Raw genomic sequence first — 17,774 nt, forward strand, 5'->3', positions numbered from 1 at the left:
CCCGTGCTTCCGGTTGGCTGGCGGATGGTCCCCGTCGACGACTCGGAGACGAATCGTCCACATCGATCGAGGGACGCAAAGGTGCCAAAGGCCGAGTCTAACGGGGGTGAGACAGGTGACCGCGCCCGTGGGGCCTCGTCGGCGGCTACTGGAGATACGCCGGGGTGCCCACGGGCAACATAAATCGGAACTCGGCGCCGCCGCCGGGGGCGCGGCCCACCGTGATGGTGCCGCCGTGGGCTTCGACGATGCCCTTGACGATGTACAGCCCAAGTCCGGTGCCACCGCGCTTGCTGCCCCGCCAGAAGCGGGTGAAGACGCGGTTCATGGACTCCTCCGGGATGCCTGTGCCCTCGTCGCTCACCGTCACCGATGTGCCGGTTTCCTCCCCCTCGCGGGGGGACGCCGAGGCCGTGACGTCGATAGTGACGGTTCCCTCGCCGTGGCGCACGGCATTTTCCAGCAGGTTGCTGAGCACCTGGTCGACCTTGTCGGGGTCGGCCCACAGATCGGGCAGCGGCTGTTCGACGCGGAGCAGGAACCGGTCGGCGGTCTGCCCCGCGGCGACGTACGCCTGGATGTGGCGGCCGACGGCCGCGCCCATGTCGACGGGCTGGCGGCGCAGCTCGAGCCGCCCGGAGTCGATGCGGGAGATGTCGAGCAGCTCGGCGATGAGCCGGGTGACGCGGTTGGCGTCGGCGTCGACGGTCTCCAGCATCAGCCGCTTCTGGTCGTCGGTGAAGCGTTCCCACTTGGCGAGCAGGGTCGCGGTGAAGCCCTTGACGGAGGTGAGCGGCGAGCGCAGTTCGTGGGCGACGGTCGCGATCAGCTCGGCGTGACTGCGCTCGGTGCGGCGGCGCGCCTCGGTGTCCCGCAGGGAGACGACGACGCGGCGGACCGGACCGAGGGGTTCGGTACGGACGTAGCGCGCCGTGACGAGGACCTCATGGCCGCCCGGCAGCAGCAGGTTGCGCTCGGGCTGCCGGACCCGGATCGCCAACCCGCCGTAGGGATCGGTCAGTTGCCACCAGCGCCGGCCCTCGAGGTCCTCTAACGGGAGGGCCTTCTCCAGTCGCTGTCCGAGGGCGTCGGAGGCGGCGGTCGCGGTGATGCGCTCGGCGGCGGCGTTGAAGCAGACGACATGGCCGTGCTCGTCGGCGATCACCAGGCCGTCGGGCAGTTCGTCGGGGTCGATGCCAAGGTCCGCGAGCTCGCCGTGCGGGGGCCCGGACGGATGGGGCACACCCGGTGCTCCCGGCGCGCTGCTGGTGCCGACAGTCATCCCCGTACCCCACCTCTTCTCATACGGCGCAGGTGGCCCCCGAGCTGGTCACCCTACTAGCTGTCGGTGACGGAGCGGCACCCTCCGGAGGCGCGCTGTGCACGGGCTGACGCATAGAGACATACGGCGGCGGCGGTGGCGAGGTTCAGACTCTCGGCCTTCCCGTGGATCGGAACCCGCACGACGGCGTCCGCGAGTGCGCGGGTCTCCTCCGGGAGCCCCCAGGCCTCGTTGCCGAACACCCAGGCGGTGGGGCCGCCCATGGTGCCCTGGTCCAGCTCGTCGTCGAGGTCGTCGGTGCCGGCCCCGTCGGCGGCGAGGATGCGCACCCCGATGTCCTTGAGCCCGGCCACGGCCTGCTCGACGGGCACTCCGACGGCGACCGGCAGATGGAACAGGGAGCCCACGGACGCCCGTACCGCCTTGGGGTTGTACAGATCGACGGAGGCGTCGGTCAGTACGACGGCCTCGGCACCGGCGGCGTCGGCGCAGCGCAGGACGGTGCCGGCGTTGCCGGGGTCGCGAACGTTCGCCAGAACGGCGACGAGCTTGGGCCGGGCCTCGAGGATCTCCTCGAAGGGGGTGTCGAGGAACCGGCAGACCCCGACCAGCCCCTGCGGGGTGACGGTGGTCGAGATGTCGGCGATCACCTGCTCGTCGGCGAGATGCACCCGGGCACCGGCCACGCGGGCCTCCCCCACGATGTCGGCGTACCGCTCCGCGGCCTCGACCGTGGCGAACAGCTCGACGAGCGTGTCCCCGTACCCCGCCGCCTCCCGCACGGCCTGCGGCCCCTCGGCCAGGAACAGCCGCTCCTTGCCCCGAAAGTTCCGCCGCGCGAGCCGCCGGGCGGCCAAGACGCGGGGGGAACGGGGGGAGATGAGGTCGGGGGTGAGGGGGGGCATGTTCTGCTTCACCTTCAAATCTCAGGACAACCGCAACCCCCTAGGGGCGCGGGGAACTGCGCAACCAGCCACAACACGGCCGCACCAGAACAACGAACGCGGGCCGGGCCGGGCCAGCAGCAAAGGACCCGCAGGCTGGAAACCTGCGGGTCCTTTCAAGTCACGGCTCAAGCCAGCGCAGCGTCACGCAGCCTTCGGCGCGTTGACGTCGCTCGGCAGCGCCTTCTGGGCGACCTCGACCAGCGCGGCGAACGCACCGGCGTCGTTGACGGCCAGCTCCGCGAGGATCTTGCGGTCGACCTCGATGTTGGCCGCGTTCAGACCCTGGATGAAGCGGTTGTAGGTGATGCCGTTGGCGCGGGCAGCGGCGTTGATGCGCTGGATCCACAGCCGACGGAAGTCGCCCTTGCGCTTCTTGCGGTCGTTGTAGTTGTAGACCAGCGAGTGGGTGACCTGCTCCTTGGCCTTGCGGTACAGGCGCGAACGCTGACCGCGGTAGCCGGAGGCGGCTTCGAGGATCGCCCGGCGCTTCTTGTGGGCGTTGACTGCCCGCTTGACGCGTGCCACTTGTTTAACTCCTTGTAGCGGGGCCGTGGTGGGACTCACACGGCCCGGTGTCGATGGGGTCCCGGTCCAGACGTACGGCGCTCAGGTCGAGCGCCGTAGACGTCACTTGCCGAGAAGCTTCTTGATCTTCTTGGCGTCGCCCGGGGCCATCTCGGCGTTGCCGGTGAGGCGACGCGTCACACGGGACGACTTGTGCTCGAGCAGGTGACGCTTGCCGGCGCGCTCGCGGAGCACCTTGCCGGAGCCCGTGATCTTGAAGCGCTTGCTGGCACCGCTGTGCGACTTGTTCTTCGGCATAGCGCCGTTATCTCCTCGTCGGTGGCGCTCCGGTGCCCGGTCGTGAAACCGGGCACAGGTGGAGCGTCGCTCTTGTTTCGGTTACGTCCCCGGACTGGCGTCCGGGGATCAGGCGTCGGCCGAAGCCTCGGCCGGGGCCTCGGCGGTCTCGACCTCGGCGGCCTCGGCGCCCTCGTCGACGGAGTTCTCGTCGTCGAACTCGGACTCCGCGGCGTTCTGCGACTTGCCCGGGTTGGCCTTCGCTTCCGCCTTGCGGGCCGCCTGGGCCTCACGGGCCTCGGCCATCGCCTCGGTCTTCTTCTTGTGCGGACCGAGAACCATGATCATGTTTCGGCCGTCCTGCTTCGGGTTCGACTCGATGAACCCGAGGTCCTCGACGTCCGAGGCGAGCCGCTGCAGCAGTCGGTAGCCCAGCTCGGGCCGGGACTGCTCGCGACCACGGAACATGATCGTGATCTTGACCTTGTCGCCCTGCTTGAGGAACCGGACGACGTGACCCTTTTTGGTGTCGTAGTCGTGCGGGTCGATCTTCGGCCGGAGCTTCATTTCCTTGATGACCGTGTGCGCCTGGTTCTTGCGCGCCTCACGGGCCTTCATGGCCGACTCGTACTTGAACTTCCCGTAGTCCATGAGCTTGCAGACCGGCGGACGAGCGTTCGCCGCCACCTCGACCAGGTCGAGGTCGTACTCCTGCGCAAGCTCCAGGGCCTTGGCAAGCGGAACAATTCCGACCTGCTCGCCGCTCGGACCGACAAGTCGCACTTCGGGAACGCGAATCCGGTCGTTGATACGGGGCTCGGTGCTGATGGATCCTCCTCGGTTAGCACCACACGGCCATCTGGCGGACGGCCGCGTTTGTCTCTGTTAGACAGACCCAACCGCGCCGGAACATGAAAAATGCCCCGGACGATCACAAGACGGGGCTCCAAAACACTGCCGGAGCACCGCCGCGATGATCGCGGGGCGCGCTTTCGGGCGACTCCATCGTCCGTACGGAACGATGGCGACCGCCTGACCGGGGTGACCCGCCGTCCGTGAGGACGGTCAGGTGGGAGATCGGAGCCTCCACTTGTTGGCCGGGCACACCAGTGCCTGGCCGGTCATCACACAAGGTTAGCAGCTCCCCGGGGGTGGTGCGAACCGCCGTACACCGGGCCCTATCGTGTGGGGCATGAGTGACACGCCCCCCGAGTCCCCGAACACCGACTCCCCCGACTTCGACGCCATGGCCCGCGACATCGCGGAGGTTCCGGCGGTCGAGGTGATCGTGACGGTCGCCGTCAACCTGATGAGTGCCGCCGCCGTGAAGCTCGGGCTCACCGAGGAGGGCGACAAGTACAAGGACCTGGACGAGGCCCGCAAGCTGGTCACCGCCCTGGCCGGACTTCTCGACGCGAGCGCGACGGAGATCAGCTCGTTCCACGCGGCCCCGCTGCGCGACGGCCTGAAGTCCCTCCAACTGGCGTTCCGCGAGGCATCCCTCGTCCGCGACGAGCCGGGCCAGGGTCCCGGCGAGAAGTACACGGGCCCGATCTACGGCTAGTCGCTACTTCCCTCGCGTACATACAGGGGCTCGCCCGGAGGCGTCGTCCCGGCCGGCAGCAGTGCCAGGTCGAGGCCGCGCACCAGGCGGGCCCTCAGCGTGTCGTCGTCGGCCAGGCGCCGGGCCACCGCGCGGGCGGCCTCGGCGGCGGGCGCCGACGGGTCGAGCACGAGGGCCAGGGTGCCGTCGGCCTGCCCCGGCCCGAGATGGGCGCGGAGCACGGCGGGTTCGGCAGCCACCGCGGTCCGTACCGCCCCGACCACCGCCGGGTCGGTCAGCGGATCGGCGGTCGTCCGCCCCTCCGCCACCGCGAGCAGCGCGGACCCGCTCAGTTCGTACGGCACCGGACCCGCCAGGTCCAGCACGATCGTGTCCGCCTTCTCGTGCACGGCGGCCTGCAGCGCCTGATGCAGCGGTACGGCCACGGGGCGGGCCGCCGGGTCCCAGCGGGCCAGCGTCTCGGTGGAGGTGAAGGCGGGCAGGGCGGTGCGGCCGCCGGCCTTCAGAGTGGGTACGGCCATGTCGCTGGTCTTCTCGCGGCGCAGTCCGTTCCCGTCCTCCTCGACCTCACCGAGCACGGCCACCACGGGCACCAGCAGCCGGGCGCCCTTGAGGGCCGCCAGCACGGGGCCCACGGCGGTGCGGTCCTCGGCCCAGGCGGCGAGCGCCGCGCTCAGCCGGGGATCGGCCGAGCCGTCGTCGTCGGAGTAACCGGAGTCGGGAATGTTCTTGTTCGCCACGGTGACCGACCCTATCGGGGGGATGCTGCTGGACTTGTGCGGGTCCTGAAACGCGGGGGACACAGGTTTCACACGTTTCTCAGACACAGTTGACAGACATCTAACTTTCATCTCACGGTTCGCACAGTCGCCGCCACCACGATCGCGGGCATGGAGTCTTCCAGAGCCGCCCGCCGAAACCACCGCGCGCGTCCCTCACGGCGCCGTCCGCTCGTCTATGTCGCCCTGGCCTCCGTGGCCGTCGTGGGCGTCACGGCGGCGGGAACCGTGTATGTGAAGGCACAGGCCCACTCCGGCGCCGTATCGTCGGCGGCGACGCCGTCGGCCTCGGCGTCGGGGAGCGGGGAGGCATCGGTGGAACCTGTGACGGAGCCGACGGTGGACTACGCAGCGCTGCTGGCCACGTCCATGAAGTCGGTGACCCCGGCCGGCGACCAGCGGGTGTCCGTCGCCGTGCTGGACCTGGACTCCGGCGAGAGCGCCATGTACGGCGACGGGGCCTTCGACACGGCGAGCATCGTCAAGGTCGACATCCTGGCGACGCTGCTGCTCCAGGCGCAGGACGCGGGGCGGCAGTTGACCGCGACCGAGAAGTCGTACGCCACCGCGATGATCGAGAACAGCGACAACGACTCCGCGACGGCGCTGTGGAACATCATCGGCACGGCGGACGGGCTCGACGCGGCGAACAAGACGTTCGGGCTGACGGCCACCACGGGGGGCGCCGGTCCGCTCTGGGGGCTGACCCAGACCACGGCCGCCGATCAACTCACGCTGCTCCAGCAGGTGTTCGGGGACGACTCGAAGCTCAGCTCGGCCTCGCAGTCGTACCTCCAGGGGTTGATGGGGAAGATAGAGGCGGACCAGCAGTGGGGTGTGTCGGCCGCGGCCGACGGCGCGCGGTGGAAGCTGAAGAACGGCTGGCTGGCCCGGAGCACGACCGGGCTGTGGGACGTCAACAGCATCGGGCGGATCACCGCGGACGACGGTCACGAATACCTGGTCGCCGTGCTGTCGAAGGGGAGCACGACGCAGACCAAGGGGATCACGCTGATCGAGGCGGCGGCGAAGGCGGGGGTCGCGGCGTTCGCCGGGGCCGGCTCCTCTACGTCGGCTTCCGCGTCCGCGACGGACTGATCAACCGGCTGTTCGTCGTGGTCTAGAAGGGCTCGCGGCGACCGCGTCGGCCGCGCCACAGGACGACCGCCGCGACGAGCAGGACCCCGCCGACGCTGCCTGCGAGGGGGCCCGCCCAGTCGGACGGGTCGCTGTCGGTCTTGGCGGCGTCCGGGCCGGAGCCGAAGTACTCCTTGCCGTAGGCGGCGGACGCCAGGGCGGCCGGCTTGAGGCGGGCGGCGGCCCTGATGGCGGCGGCGGGGTCGATGAAGCCGAAGCCGCGGGAGTCGTCGCGGCCGCCGGACGGGGGGTTGCGGGCGGTGTCTTCGAGGAGCTTCTTGATCTGGGCCGGTGTGAGCCCCGGATGGGCCGCCTTGACGAGCGCCACCGCGCCCGAGACGAAGGCGGAGGCGGCGCTGGTCCCCCAGCCCTCGTAGTACTTGTGGTCGGGGTCGGCGATGACGACGTTGACGCCGGGGGCGCTGACCGTGGCGTACCAGCGGCGGGTGGAGAAGGAGGCGCGGGTGCCGAAGCGGTCCACGGCGGTCGCGGCGATCACGCCCGGGTAGGCGGCGGGGTAGGAGACGTGGTCGCCCTTCTCGCCGCCGTTGCCGGCCGAGGCGACGACGGCGACGCCCTTCTTCAGGGCGTACTGCACGGCCTCGTCCTCGGCGGGCTCGGGGTGGGCGGAGGCGGAGTCGTCGCCGAGGGAGAGGTTGATGACGTCGGCGCCGTGGTCGGCGGCCCAACGGATGCCGTCCGCAAGGGCGTTGCCCCGGGTGGTGCGGGCCTTGCCGCGGGCGGAGTCGCCGTCTTCGAGGATCACCCGGACGGGCAGGATCTTCGCTTCCGGTGCGACACCCATGACGCCGTCCTCGTCACCGGGGCCGTGTCCGTGCCCGGCGATGATGCCGGCCATGGCGGTGCCGTGGCGGGCCCAGGACCGGTCGCCCGGCTGCGCGCCGAAGCCGACCATGTCCTTGCCGGTGAGGACGTTGCCGTCGAGGTCGGGGTGGTCGGCCTCGACGCCGGTGTCGAGGACGGCGACGGTGATGCCCTTGCCCTTGGTGGTCTGCCAGGCCTCCTGGGTGTGCATGGCGTCCAGGGCCCATTCCTGGGCGCGTATGCCGTCCGCGTGGGCGACGGTGGGCGGGACCAGGGCGAGGGAGGCGGCGAGGGCGACGCTCAGGAGACCGGCCCGGCGGGACGTGACGCTCACGGGGTCTCCTCCGAGGTCTTCGATGCGTTCGAGGTCTCGGAGGTGCTGGAGCTCTCGGTGGGTGAGTCGACGGTCTTGCGCAGGCTCCGCTCGACGCGGTCGGCGAGGCCCTGCGCCTCGTTGCCGAGACCCGCCTGGGCGGGAGCGGCGGTACCACCGGAGGTGACGGCCTCGTCGGCGGGCTCCGGTTCGTCGACCTTACGGCCGTCCGCCCAGCCGGAGACGGCGTAGACGACGACGGGGGCGTCGGTGAGGACGGAGACGGTCCACGAGGCACGCTGTTCGGCGCCGAAGGCGGCGGCGACGGTGCCCTTGGCGGCGTACGGGCGGGGCATGAGGTCGGTCCGGTTGGCGAGGTTCTCGTTCTTGAACCGGGTGGAGAGAGCGGTCATCGCGGTGATGTCGGCCTTGGTGAAGAGGAGTCCGACGGTGGTGACGTAGCTCTGGGTGGCGTCGGTGTAGGTGGCGCGCAGGAGCCGCCGACAGCCGACGGGGGCGAGGACGTCGCGCAGCAGCGGGTCGAAGGCGCCCGCGCAGCCCGTGTCGGGGGCCACGGCGATCCGCGTCCAGGTGCGGTCGGCGCCGCCGGGACCCGCGCCCTGCCCCCGCACGGTGGGCGGAAACAACTCATCGACGGGCACGCTGTGCCACAACTCGCCGGCAGCGGCGAAGGTACTGGCGCCGCTGTCCACCCCGTCGTCCCCGGTGAGCCAACTCCCGGTCACCGCACCGCCGATGAGCCCGAGACCGAGCACGACACAGACGGCAACAGCGGCGGTACGGGACCGTAGCCGCGCTCCCAACGGCCGCGCCCGCACCCGCTCGTCGTACCCCTCGGGCTCCCCGAACGACACGACGGGCCGCCCACCACCCGGGTTCACGGGCGAACTCCAGGAAAAGGCGGGGTCGGGGCGCGGCATCTCGGACGCGGGGCGCGTCGGGGTACCGGGGGCGGAGGGGGACCAGGCGCGGGTGTCGGTACCGAGGTCGTCATGGGCGGAGCCGACAAGGTGGGCGTCGCCCCGGGGAGCCTCGGGAGGATAGGTCGCACCGGCGGCGGAGGGCGACCACGCACCCCGGGTGGGCGCACCACCTGTCGGGTCCCCGAACGATTCCCCTCGCCACAGCGGGGCCGACCGAAGTTGGGTGGTGCTCTCCGAGGGCGACTCGGGGGGCATGGAGCCGGGAGGTGTTTCCGGGCGGGCGGAGTCCTGGCGGAGCCGGTCGGACGACTGACTCGGAGGCTCGTCCTCGGGGGGCAGCGGGTCGGCTGCGGGGCGGGGCGGCACGGCGGAGCCGGCAGACGTCCCCGGACGCTTGGGCACGTACCGCTCCCGATCGGACGACCGACGCGGAGACTCGTCCCCGGAGTGCAACCGGTCGGTCTCCTGGCGGGGCTCGGATACGGGACGGGGCGGCACGGCGGGGTCGACGGGTGTCGCCGTGCCGACGGACTCCCGGTGCGGCCGATCGGACCGCTCACTGGGAGTCCTGCCCGCAGGCCGCGGCGGAACAGCAGAATCGGAAGACGTCCCCGGACGCCTGGGCACGTACCGCTCCCGATCGGACGGCCCACGCGGAGACTCGTCCCCGGAGTGCAACCGGTCGGTCTCCTGGCGGGGCTCGGATACGGGACGGGGCGGCACGGCGGGGTCGACGGGTGTCGCCGCAGAATCGGAAGACGTCCCCGGACGCCTGGGCACGTACCGCTCCCGATCGGCCGGCCCACGCGGGGTCCTGCTCTCCGGGCGCGGTGGGACAGCGGAGTCCGCAGGTGCTGCCTGACGGGGCTGGTCGGATGCCTCACCCGTGGCGGGGGGCGTCGTCGAGCGGGGCCGGCCGGACGGCTCGCCTTCAGGGCGGCGGGGGGTGTCCGAGCCGACCGGTGTGGTCGGGCGGCGGAAGAAGGGGGAGGACGGCTTCGGTCCGGTCTCCCTCTGTGCTTCGTTGTCACGCGTGCCCGCCGTGGGGCGGTGCGGTGGCCGAGGCGGGACGGAACTCTGTGTGGGGCGGCGCGAGTCGGTGCCGGACGTGGGCGGTGTGTCCGGGAAGCGTGCCGAGGCCGGTGGCGGGGGTGGGCTCACGGGGTCGGTGGCGCGGGGCGAGAAGGGCCGAAGGCCCGGGAAGCGCGGTCGGCTGTCGGTGCCCCGGGACACGGTACGGGCATCGTCGCCGTCCTCGTCCCACCAGGCCTCGCCGCGCCGCGCGCCGCTCCCCGCCCCACCCTGCGACGCGTCCGATATCGGATCTGCCCCCGAAGCGGACCCCGACGTGTCTACGGGGCCGGAGTGCGGTTGGTCCAAGTCCTCGCCTGTTGCATCGTCGGACGGCTGCGGCTCCGCCGCATTCGTCGTGTGGCGCGGTGGTACGGGGGCGCGTCGCGCTTCCGTGCTCATGCACCCCCCGTTTCCTCGTACCCGGGCCACCGTTCGTACGTACGCGGGCCGGTGTTCTCCCGCACCTGCTCGTATACGGACTCGTATACGGACCGGTGACCACCCCGCTCTCACCCGGCACGCAGACAAAAACAAACTCGTCCCGAGCACGCATACCCGCAGCGGCGGACCGCCATCCCGGGCGCGGTCGAACGACCGGCGGCGTTTCCTCCGTGCGTGCGCGTCACTCTACGGGTTGCCCCCGCTCGAACGGGAACCAGTCCGCGCCCCCGGGGCATCTGCCCGGAACGTCCCCCTACCCTGCGGTAATCCTGTCTGGCAGGCTGCGTTCATGACTGCGCGCGCCGCCGACCGGGCCCGTTACGACCGGGCCACCGCCCACCTCGACGCCCCCGTCGCCATCGTCGACCTGGACGCCTTCGATGCCAACGCGGACGACCTCGTCCGCCGGGCCGGCGGGAAGCCGATCCGCGTCGCCAGCAAGTCCGTCCGCTGCCGAAACCTGCTCGAACGCGTCCTGGCCAGGGACGGCTTCGCGGGCCTCATGTCCTTCACCCTGGCCGAGTCGATCTGGTTGGCCCGCTCCGGGTTCGAGGACGTGCTGCTCGCCTACCCCTCCGCCGACCGCGCCGCCTTCGGCGAGCTGGCCAACGACCCCAAGCTCGCCTCCGCCGTCACCGTGATGATCGACGACCCGGCACAGCTCAAGCTCATCGACGACGCCCGCGACGGCGGCGGCGAAGTCGTGCGTGTCTGCCTGGAGTTGGACACCTCGCTGCGGCTGCTCGGCGGCCGCGTGCGCGTGGGAGCGCTCCGCTCGCCGCTGCGCTCCCCCGCCCAACTCGCCGACCTCGCACGGACGGTGTCCCGCCGCCCGGGCTTCAAGGTCGTCGGAATCATGGCCTACGAGGGGCACATCGCCGGTGTCGGCGACTCCGTGGCCGGGCGGCCCTTCCGGTCCCGCGCGATCCGGCTGATGCAGGCCACCGCCAAGCGTGAACTCGCCGAGCGGCGTGCGGAGGTGGTGCGGGCCGTGCGGGCCGTCGTACCGGATCTGGAGTTCGTCAACGGCGGTGGCACCGGCAGTGTCCAGCACACCGCCGCCGAGGACGCCGTCACCGAGATCGCGGCCGGTTCCGGGCTGTACGTGCCGCGCCTGTTCGACAACTACACGTCCTTCACCGGCCGTCCGGCCGCGCTCTTCGCCCAGCCCGTCGTACGGCGCCCGGGCGTCGGCGTGGTGACCGTCCTCGGCGGCGGCTACCCCGCCTCCGGCGCCGCCGGCCCCGACCGGCTCCCGGTGCCGTACCTGCCGGAAGGTCTGCGCTACGACCCCCAGGAGGGTCCCGGCGAGGTGCAGACGCCGCTGCTCGGCGCGCCCGCCGACGACCTGCTCATCGGCGACAAGGTGTGGTTCCGGCACGCCAAGGCGGGTGAACTGTGTGAGCGGTTCGACGCGTTGCACCTGATCGAGGGCGACCGGGTGACGGCCACCGTCCCCACCTACCGCGGCGAGGGCATGACCTTCCTGTGATGGCTCGCCGCGTCAACTGCCCCCGCTCCGGCGGGGGTTCAGGGCTCACATCGGGGTGACGTACGCCCCGGCGATGCCGCCGTCGACCAAGAAGTCGGCCGCGTTGACGAAGGACGAGTCGTCGCTCGCCAGGAACGCGACGGCGGCGGCGATCTCGGTCGCCTCCGCGAAGCGGCCGACCGGGATGTGGACGAGGCGGCGCGCGGCCCGCTCCGGGTCCTTGGCGAACAGCTCCTGGAGGAGCGGGGTGTTGACCGGGCCCGGGCAGAGGGCGTTGACCCGGATGCCCTCGCGGGCGAACTGCACGCCCAGTTCACGGGACATGGCGAGGACCCCGCCCTTGGAGGCGGTGTAGGAGATCTGGGACGTGGCCGCGCCCATCCTCGCCACGAAGGACGCCGTGTTGATGATGGAGCCCTTGCCCTGGCGGCGCATGTACGGGATGGCGGCCTTGCAACACAGGTACACGGACGTGAGGTTGACGTCCTGGACGCGCTTCCACGCCTCCAGGCCGGTGTCGAGGATGGAGTCGTCGTCGGGCGGCGAGATGCCCGCGTTGTTGAAGGCGATGTCGACACTGCCGTAGGTGTCGAAGGCGGCCTTGAAGAGCGCCTCGACCTGCTCGGGGTCGGTGACGTCGACCTTCACGAACAGCCCGCCGACCTCGTCGGCCGCCGCCTTGCCGTGGGTCTCGTCGATGTCGCCGCAGACGACATGCGCGCCCTCGGAGGCGAGCCGGCGCGCGGTGGCGAGGCCGATGCCGCTGCCGGCTCCGGTGATGACGGCGGTACGGCCGACGAGTCGTCGGCAGACAATCTCTGCGGTCACTGTGCTGGGCCCTCCGTGCTGGTGGCGACGTCGCTGATGAAGACGTTCTTGGTTTCGGTGAAGGCGGTGAGCGCGTCCGGGCCCAGTTCGCGGCCGATCCCCGACTGCTTGAAGCCGCCGAAGGGGGTCCAATAGCGGACGCTGGAATGGGAGTTGACGGACAGGTTGCCCGCCCGGACGGCCCCGGAGACGCGCAGGGCGCGGCCGACGTCGCGGGTCCAGATGGAGCCGGCGAGTCCGTAGTCGGTGGCGTTGGCGAGCGCGATCGCCTCCGCCTCGTCCTCGAAGGGGAGGACCACGGCGACCGGGCCGAAGACCTCCTCGACGGCCACACGCGCGTGCGGGTCGACGCCGGTGAGGACGGTGGGCGGGAACCAGAAGCCGGGGCCCTCGGGCGCCTTGCCCCGGATGCCGTCCAGGTCGTCGGTGACGTACGAACGGACGCGCTCCAATTGGACCTTGGAGATCAGCGGGCCCATGTCGGTCTTCTCGTCGGCCGGGTCGCCGACCGTGACCGCCTCGATCGCGGGGGTCAGGAGGTCCAGGAAGCGGTCGTAGGCGCCGCGTTGGACGAGGATGCGGGTGCGGGCGCAGCAGTCCTGGCCGGAGTTGTCGAGGAAGGACATGGGGGCGGCGGCCGCGGCGGCTTCGAGGTCGGCGTCGGCGAAGACGATGTTGGGGCTCTTGCCGCCGAGTTCCAGGGTGACGCGCTTGAGGAGCGCCGACCCCTTCGCCAACACCTGTTTGCCTACGGCCGTTGACCCCGTGAACACGATCTTCGCGACGCCCGGATGCTCGACGAGCGCGGTGCCCGCGACCGGGCCGTGGCCGGGGAGTACCTGGAAGAGGTGCTCGGGAAGGCCTGCCTCCAGGGCGAGTTCGGCCAGTCTGAGCGCGGTCAGCGGGGTTGTCTCGGCCGGCTTGAGGATGACCGCGTTGCCCGCCGCGAGCGCCGGTGCGGTGCCCCAGGCGGCGATCGGCATGGGGAAGTTCCAGGGCGCGATCACGCCCACCACGCCCAGCGGTTCGAGGATCGTGACGTCGAGACCGCCCGCGACCGGGATCTGCCGACCGGTCAGGCGCTCCACTCCCCCGGCCGCGTAGTCGAGCAGATCACGGACGTTGCCGGCCTCCCAGCGGGCGTTGCCGACCGTGTGCCCGGCCTCGCGGACCTCCAACTGGGCGAGTTCCTCCAGGTGTCCGTCCACCGCCGTCGCGAAGCGGCGCAGCAGCCGGGCCCGGTCGGCGGGCGGCAGCGCGGCCCACTTCGCCTGGGCCCGCGCGGCACGTACGACGGCGGCGTCCACGTCGGCCGCGGTGGCGGCCGGGACGGTGGCGAGGACCTCCTCGGTGGCGGGGTTCAGTACGTCGAGATGCTGCTCGGCAGGCAAGGGGTTCCTCACAGACGTTCGAAGGAGCGACGCAGCTCCCAGTCGGTGACGGCGGCGTCGAAGGCTTCCAGTTCGACGCGCGCCATGTTGCGGTAGTGCGCGACGACCTCGTCGCCGAAGGCGGCCTTGGCGATCGGGCTGTTCTCCCACAGCTCGGCGGCCTCACGCAGGTTGGTGGGGACGTGCGCGTACTCGGCGCTGTAGGCGTTGCCCGCGCAGGGCTCGGGCAGCTCCAGCTTGTGCTCGATGCCGTAGAGGCCGGCCGCGACCAGTCCCGCCACCGCCAGATGGGGGTTCACGTCCCCGCCCGGCAGCCGGTTCTCGAAGCGCATCGAGCGGCCGTGGCCGACGACCCGGAGCGCGCAGGTGCGGTTGTCGTAGCCCCAGGCGACGGCGGTCGGCGCGAACGAGCCCGGCTGGAACCGCTTGTAGGAGTTGATGTTCGGGGCGTACAGCAGCGAGAAGTCGCGGAGCGCGGCGAGCTGCCCGGCGAGGAAGTACCGCATGACCTCCGACATGCCACCGGGGTCGGAGGCGGAGCCCGCCATGGCGTTGCCGCCCTCGCCGTCGCCGAGCGAGAGGTGGATGTGGCAGGAGTTGCCCTCGCGCTCGTTGTACTTCGCCATGAAGGTGAGCGAGACGCCCTCCTGGGAGGCGATCTCCTTGGCGCCGGTCTTGTACACGGCGTGCTGGTCGCAGGTGACGAGGGCGTCGTCGTAGCGGAAGACGATCTCGTGCTGGCCGGGGTTGCACTCGCCCTTGGCGGACTCGACGACGAGACCGGCGGCCGTCATCTCGTTGCGGATCCGGCGCAGCAGTGGCTCGATGCGACCGGTGCCGAGCACGGAGTAGTCGATGTTGTACTGGTTGGCCGGGGTGAGGCCCTGGTAGCCCGCGTCCCAGGCCTGTTCGTACGTGTCCTTGAACACGATGAACTCCAGCTCCGTACCGACCTGCGCGGTGAAACCGTGCTCGGCGAGGCGCTCCAGTTGGCGGCGCAGGATCTGGCGGGGTGCGGCGACCACCGGCGACCCGTCGTTCCAGGCGAGGTCGGCGATCAGCAGGGCGGTGCCGGCGTTCCACGGCACACGGCGGAGGGTGGACAGGTCCGGGTGCATGGCGAAGTCGCCGTAACCGCGCTCCCAGGAGGACATCTCATAGCCGTCGACCGTGTTCATCTCCGTGTCGACGGCAAGGAGGTAGTTGCAGCCCTCGGTGCCGTGCCGGAGTACGTCGTCGAGGAAGAAGCGGGCGGCGAACCGCTTGCCCTGGAGCCGCCCTTGCATATCGGGGAAGGCCAGGACGACAGTGTCGATCTCGTCACTGGCGACGAGGGCGTGCAGTTCCTCGACGCTCAGCGGGGGTGTGCGGTCTGCCACGGGAAAGCTCCTTCGGCTGCTGCGCGCTTCTTCGACCGGGCCGGAAACCATAAGGTATTGCGGAGAACCATTGCTTGGGAAGGGGGTGCCGCCAGATGTCGCTGAGCGCGGAGGACGGCCTTGAGGACCGCTTGACCCCGGTCCTGCGGCCGGTACGGGCGGGCAACGGCTTCGAAGAGGCGCTGGAGCAGATCCTGCAGGTCGTACGGCTCGGGCTGGTGCCGGGCGGCGAGCGGTTGCCGGCCGAGCGGGAGCTGGCCGAGCGGCTCGGGATCAGCAGGGTGACGCTGCGCGAGGTGCTGAAGGTGCTCCAGGACCAGGGTCTGGTGGAGTCCCGGCGCGGGCGCTACGGCGGGACGTTCGTGCTGCCGAAGTCGGACGCCGGCGGCGAGGACGAGCTGCGGCGGCGGGTCAGCGCGGTGGACATCGAGGACGTGCTGCGCTTCCGGGAGGTGCTGGAGGTCGGCGCGACCGGCCTGTGCGCGACCCACGGCCTGACGGACGAACAGGCGGGCCGTCTGCGCGACGCCCTGGCCCGCACGCACGACGCCCCGCTCGCCGACTACCGCCGCCTGGATACCCTGCTGCATCTGACCCTGGCCGAGCTGTGCGGTTCCCCGACCCTGACCGCGCAGTACGCGGCGGTGCGGGCCACGGTGAACGACCTCCTCGACTGCATCCCGCTTCTGGTCCGCAATCTGGAGCACTCGCAGCGGCAGCACATCGCGCTGGTGGAGGCGGTGCTGGACGGGGACGCGGACGGGGCGCGGGAGATGATGCGGGAGCACTGCGCGGGGACGGCGGCACTGCTGAGGGGGTTCCTCGCGTGACCGGTGGGGTAGTTCAATGGTTCCCATCGAGTCCATTCACGTCGCCTCGCGGTCGGAGGAAAGCATGGCGGGCAGGCCGCTGATCGGCATCAGCACATACCTGGAGGACGGTGCACGCTGGGGCATCTGGGAGCTGGAGGCGGCGCTGCTGCCGGCCGGCTATCCGCGGCTCGTCCAGCGTGCGGGCGGCCTGGCCATGATGCTGCCGCCGGACTCCCCCGAGCAGGCCGCGGCGACCGTCGCCCGCCTCGACGGCCTGGTGATCGCGGGCGGCCCGGACGTCGACCCGGCCCGCTACGGCGCGGAGCGCGACCCCCGCACCGGCCCGCCCGCCCACGCCCGCGACACCTGGGAACTCGCCCTGATCCAGGCCGCGTTGACAGCCCGCGTCCCCCTGCTGGGCATCTGCCGGGGCTTGCAGCTCCTGAACGTCGCCCTGGGCGGCACCCTCGTTCAGCACCTGGACGGTCACGCGGAGACCCCGGGCGTCTTCGGCCACCACACGGTCAAGCCGGTACCGGGCACCCGCTACGCGACCGCCGTACCGGAAGAAGCCTCCGTACCCACCTTCCACCACCAGGCCGCCGACCGCCTGGGCACCGGCCTGACGGTATCGGCCTGGTCCGGGGACGGAACCCCCGAGGCGATCGAACTCCCCACCGCCCACTGGGTGTTGGGCGTCCAGTGGCATCCCGAGATGGGCGAGGACCTGCGGGTGATGCGGGCGTTGGTGGAGGCGGCCGCGACGGCTACGACACGTCCAGCCGCTTCCTGAGCCAGGCCAGGGCCGCGTCTCCCTGAGCCCGTTGGAACGCGCGGAGAGTGGGCAGGCCCGGCGGTGACGGCTTGAGCGCGTGCCCGACGAAGTAGCCCGCCAGGGCCGCGAGGGTGGCGGTGACACCGGACGGGTCCGCGTCCTCGGCCAGGGGGTGCCGGGTGAACAACTCCTCGGGATCCGGGCCGCCTTGGGCGCGGACACACGGGAGCATGACGAGCAGGTCGAACCAGTGCGCGGCCCGGACGGCATGCGGCCAGTCCACGAAGACCACCCCACCATCGTCCGTGAGCAGCATGTTGTCGGCGCGCAGATCGGCATGCGCGAGGGTGTCGCCGGCCGCGGACTCGGCCCAGGGGGAGGCGAGTTCGGCCAGCTCCGCGAGGTGCGCGACCGCCCATGGATCGAGTCGTCCCGTGACGTCACCCGTCTCCCCGTCGAGCAGGTGCCGCCAGCCGGCGAAGTCGTGGCCCAGACTCTCGGCCACCGACGGGGCGGTGACGGGGGACGGTGTGAGCGTGCGGGCCAGTCGCTCCACGGCACCCAGAACCCGCTCCAACTCGGCTCGCCGCCAAGGGACATGAGGCTGCCGACCGACCACCTCCTCGAAGACCAGGGCCACCCAGTTGCCGTCGTCGTAGGTGCCGAGGAGGCGAGGTGCGGGGACCACGGGCGGAAGGGCCGCGGCGTTGCGGGCCTCCGCGCGATGGAAGTCAGGACTGTGGGGGTTGCTCTCGGCGCTCACCGCCTTGACGAAGGCACGGGTGTGGTCGGCGGTGCGCACGCGGGCGGCTGTCCCCGGGGAGAAACCGCCGGGTTGAGTGACGGCATGGGTCACCCGTGAGCCCAGGATGCGCGCGACGGCGTCGTGAAGGTGGCCGGGGAGCGCTTCCCAGGGAGTTCGGACACCTGTGGCGGGCGGGGCGGTGGGCGGCATGCGGGTCATGGTGGCGGTCGGGAGCGGTCGCACGC

Annotated in this window: 17 protein-coding genes; 5 read left to right on the forward strand and 12 right to left on the reverse strand. The window is 71.4% G+C overall.

The features are described 5' to 3' along the window. Positions 1 to 145 precede the first annotated feature (145 nt). From ABZT04_RS18770 to infC, 5 genes are all read right to left on the reverse strand, one after another. Positions 146 to 1,282 carry an ATP-binding protein gene (locus ABZT04_RS18770; RefSeq protein ID WP_356057733.1) on the reverse strand — a complete coding sequence of 379 codons (1,137 nt, stop codon included), beginning with the start codon at positions 1,280 to 1,282 and terminating at the stop codon, positions 146 to 148. 56 nt (positions 1,283 to 1,338) lie between these two features. Continuing rightward, positions 1,339 to 2,187 carry an RNA methyltransferase gene (locus ABZT04_RS18775; RefSeq protein WP_356057734.1) on the reverse strand — a complete coding sequence of 283 codons (849 nt, stop codon included), beginning with the start codon at positions 2,185 to 2,187 and terminating at the stop codon, positions 1,339 to 1,341. 183 nt (positions 2,188 to 2,370) lie between these two features. Further along, complete coding sequence (gene rplT, locus ABZT04_RS18780; RefSeq protein WP_019066261.1) at positions 2,371 to 2,754, reverse strand: 50S ribosomal protein L20; 384 nt, start codon at positions 2,752 to 2,754, stop codon at positions 2,371 to 2,373. Between the two features lie 102 nt (positions 2,755 to 2,856). Beyond that, positions 2,857 to 3,051 carry a 50S ribosomal protein L35 gene (rpmI, locus tag ABZT04_RS18785; protein ID WP_019065473.1) on the reverse strand — a complete coding sequence of 65 codons (195 nt, stop codon included), beginning with the start codon at positions 3,049 to 3,051 and terminating at the stop codon, positions 2,857 to 2,859. 108 nt (positions 3,052 to 3,159) lie between these two features. Then, positions 3,160 to 3,858 (reverse strand): translation initiation factor IF-3, encoded by a 699-nt coding sequence (infC, locus tag ABZT04_RS18790; RefSeq protein ID WP_356057857.1) that lies wholly within the window; start codon positions 3,856 to 3,858, stop codon positions 3,160 to 3,162. 364 nt (positions 3,859 to 4,222) lie between these two features. Between infC and ABZT04_RS18795 the strand changes: the two genes are divergently transcribed. Beyond that, entirely contained in the window at positions 4,223 to 4,594 is a 372-nt protein-coding gene (locus ABZT04_RS18795; RefSeq protein ID WP_355906649.1) for a DUF1844 domain-containing protein, read from the forward strand. On the opposite strand, the gene ABZT04_RS18800 is transcribed toward ABZT04_RS18795, so the two are convergent. Next, positions 4,591 to 5,334, reverse strand: a complete 744-nt coding sequence (locus ABZT04_RS18800) for an SseB family protein (RefSeq protein WP_356057736.1) — start codon at positions 5,332 to 5,334, stop codon at positions 4,591 to 4,593. The two genes, ABZT04_RS18795 and ABZT04_RS18800, sit on opposite strands and share 4 nt — an antisense overlap. A gap of 150 nt (positions 5,335 to 5,484) precedes the next feature. On the opposite strand from ABZT04_RS18800, the gene ABZT04_RS18805 reads away from it, so the two are divergent. Further along, entirely contained in the window at positions 5,485 to 6,471 is a 987-nt protein-coding gene (locus ABZT04_RS18805; protein WP_356057738.1) for a serine hydrolase, read from the forward strand. A 22-nt stretch (positions 6,472 to 6,493) separates the two neighbouring features. Here the strand turns inward: ABZT04_RS18805 and mycP are convergent, their stop codons facing one another. Beyond that, positions 6,494 to 7,669, reverse strand: a complete 1,176-nt coding sequence (gene mycP, locus ABZT04_RS18810) for a type VII secretion-associated serine protease mycosin (RefSeq protein WP_356057739.1) — start codon at positions 7,667 to 7,669, stop codon at positions 6,494 to 6,496. Next, on the reverse strand, positions 7,666 to 8,523 hold the full coding sequence (locus ABZT04_RS18815; protein ID WP_356057858.1) for a hypothetical protein: 858 nt from the start codon (positions 8,521 to 8,523) through the stop codon (positions 7,666 to 7,668). Before ABZT04_RS18815 ends, mycP begins: the two co-directional genes overlap by 4 nt. Positions 8,524 to 10,396: 1,873 nt before the next feature. On the opposite strand from ABZT04_RS18815, the gene ABZT04_RS18820 reads away from it, so the two are divergent. Next, positions 10,397 to 11,599 carry an amino acid deaminase/aldolase gene (locus ABZT04_RS18820; protein ID WP_356057740.1) on the forward strand — a complete coding sequence of 401 codons (1,203 nt, stop codon included), beginning with the start codon at positions 10,397 to 10,399 and terminating at the stop codon, positions 11,597 to 11,599. 45 nt (positions 11,600 to 11,644) lie between these two features. Here ABZT04_RS18820 and ABZT04_RS18825 read toward each other — a convergent pair whose 3' ends face one another. Genes ABZT04_RS18825 through ABZT04_RS18835 form a run of 3 tightly spaced genes read right to left on the reverse strand, consistent with a single transcriptional unit; the run spans position 11,645 to position 15,197 of the window. Further along, positions 11,645 to 12,427: a 3-oxoacyl-ACP reductase gene (locus ABZT04_RS18825; RefSeq protein ID WP_355906631.1), complete on the reverse strand. Its 783-nt coding sequence runs from the start codon at positions 12,425 to 12,427 to the stop codon at positions 11,645 to 11,647. Continuing rightward, the gene (locus tag ABZT04_RS18830; RefSeq protein WP_356057741.1) at positions 12,424 to 13,818 is read right to left on the reverse strand and encodes an aldehyde dehydrogenase family protein; all 1,395 of its coding nucleotides are present in this window, start codon (positions 13,816 to 13,818) and stop codon (positions 12,424 to 12,426) included. The genes ABZT04_RS18825 and ABZT04_RS18830 overlap by 4 nt, the downstream gene beginning before the upstream one ends. A gap of 8 nt (positions 13,819 to 13,826) precedes the next feature. Next, a complete protein-coding gene (locus ABZT04_RS18835) occupies positions 13,827 to 15,197 on the reverse strand; it encodes a glutamine synthetase family protein (protein WP_356057742.1) in 1,371 nt (456 codons plus the stop codon). A gap of 95 nt (positions 15,198 to 15,292) precedes the next feature. Here ABZT04_RS18835 and ABZT04_RS18840 point away from each other — a divergent pair, with 95 nt between their 5' ends. Beyond that, entirely contained in the window at positions 15,293 to 16,027 is a 735-nt protein-coding gene (locus ABZT04_RS18840; protein ID WP_356057743.1) for an FCD domain-containing protein, read from the forward strand. A gap of 64 nt (positions 16,028 to 16,091) precedes the next feature. Next, on the forward strand, positions 16,092 to 16,802 hold the full coding sequence (locus ABZT04_RS18845) for a gamma-glutamyl-gamma-aminobutyrate hydrolase family protein (RefSeq protein ID WP_356057745.1): 711 nt from the start codon (positions 16,092 to 16,094) through the stop codon (positions 16,800 to 16,802). Here ABZT04_RS18845 and ABZT04_RS18850 read toward each other — a convergent pair. Further along, positions 16,777 to 17,739, reverse strand: coding sequence for an aminoglycoside phosphotransferase family protein (locus ABZT04_RS18850; protein WP_356057747.1), 963 nt, complete (start codon positions 17,737 to 17,739; stop codon positions 16,777 to 16,779). The two genes, ABZT04_RS18845 and ABZT04_RS18850, sit on opposite strands and share 26 nt — an antisense overlap. Between the last annotated feature and the right edge of the window lie 35 nt (positions 17,740 to 17,774).

This window comes from Streptomyces sp. NPDC005492 (assembly GCF_040605995.1).
Lineage (GTDB): Bacteria > Actinomycetota > Actinomycetes > Streptomycetales > Streptomycetaceae > Streptomyces.

What these genes read in the sequence shown, in the direction of transcription:
- ABZT04_RS18770 (WP_356057733.1), bottom strand. Translation starts at nt 1,282, where the DNA reads ATGACTGTCGGCACCAGCAGCGCGCCGGGAGCACCGGGTGTGCCCCAT.
- ABZT04_RS18775 (WP_356057734.1), bottom strand. Translation starts at nt 2,187, where the DNA reads ATGCCCCCCCTCACCCCCGACCTCATCTCCCCCCGTTCCCCCCGCGTC.
- rpmI (WP_019065473.1), bottom strand. Translation starts at nt 3,051, where the DNA reads ATGCCGAAGAACAAGTCGCACAGCGGTGCCAGCAAGCGCTTCAAGATC.
- ABZT04_RS18795 (WP_355906649.1), top strand. Translation starts at nt 4,223, where the DNA reads ATGAGTGACACGCCCCCCGAGTCCCCGAACACCGACTCCCCCGACTTC.
- ABZT04_RS18805 (WP_356057738.1), top strand. Translation starts at nt 5,485, where the DNA reads ATGGAGTCTTCCAGAGCCGCCCGCCGAAACCACCGCGCGCGTCCCTCA.
- ABZT04_RS18820 (WP_356057740.1), top strand. Translation starts at nt 10,397, where the DNA reads ATGACTGCGCGCGCCGCCGACCGGGCCCGTTACGACCGGGCCACCGCC.
- ABZT04_RS18840 (WP_356057743.1), top strand. Translation starts at nt 15,293, where the DNA reads ATGTCGCTGAGCGCGGAGGACGGCCTTGAGGACCGCTTGACCCCGGTC.
- ABZT04_RS18845 (WP_356057745.1), top strand. Translation starts at nt 16,092, where the DNA reads ATGGCGGGCAGGCCGCTGATCGGCATCAGCACATACCTGGAGGACGGT.
- ABZT04_RS18850 (WP_356057747.1), bottom strand. Translation starts at nt 17,739, where the DNA reads ATGCCGCCCACCGCCCCGCCCGCCACAGGTGTCCGAACTCCCTGGGAA.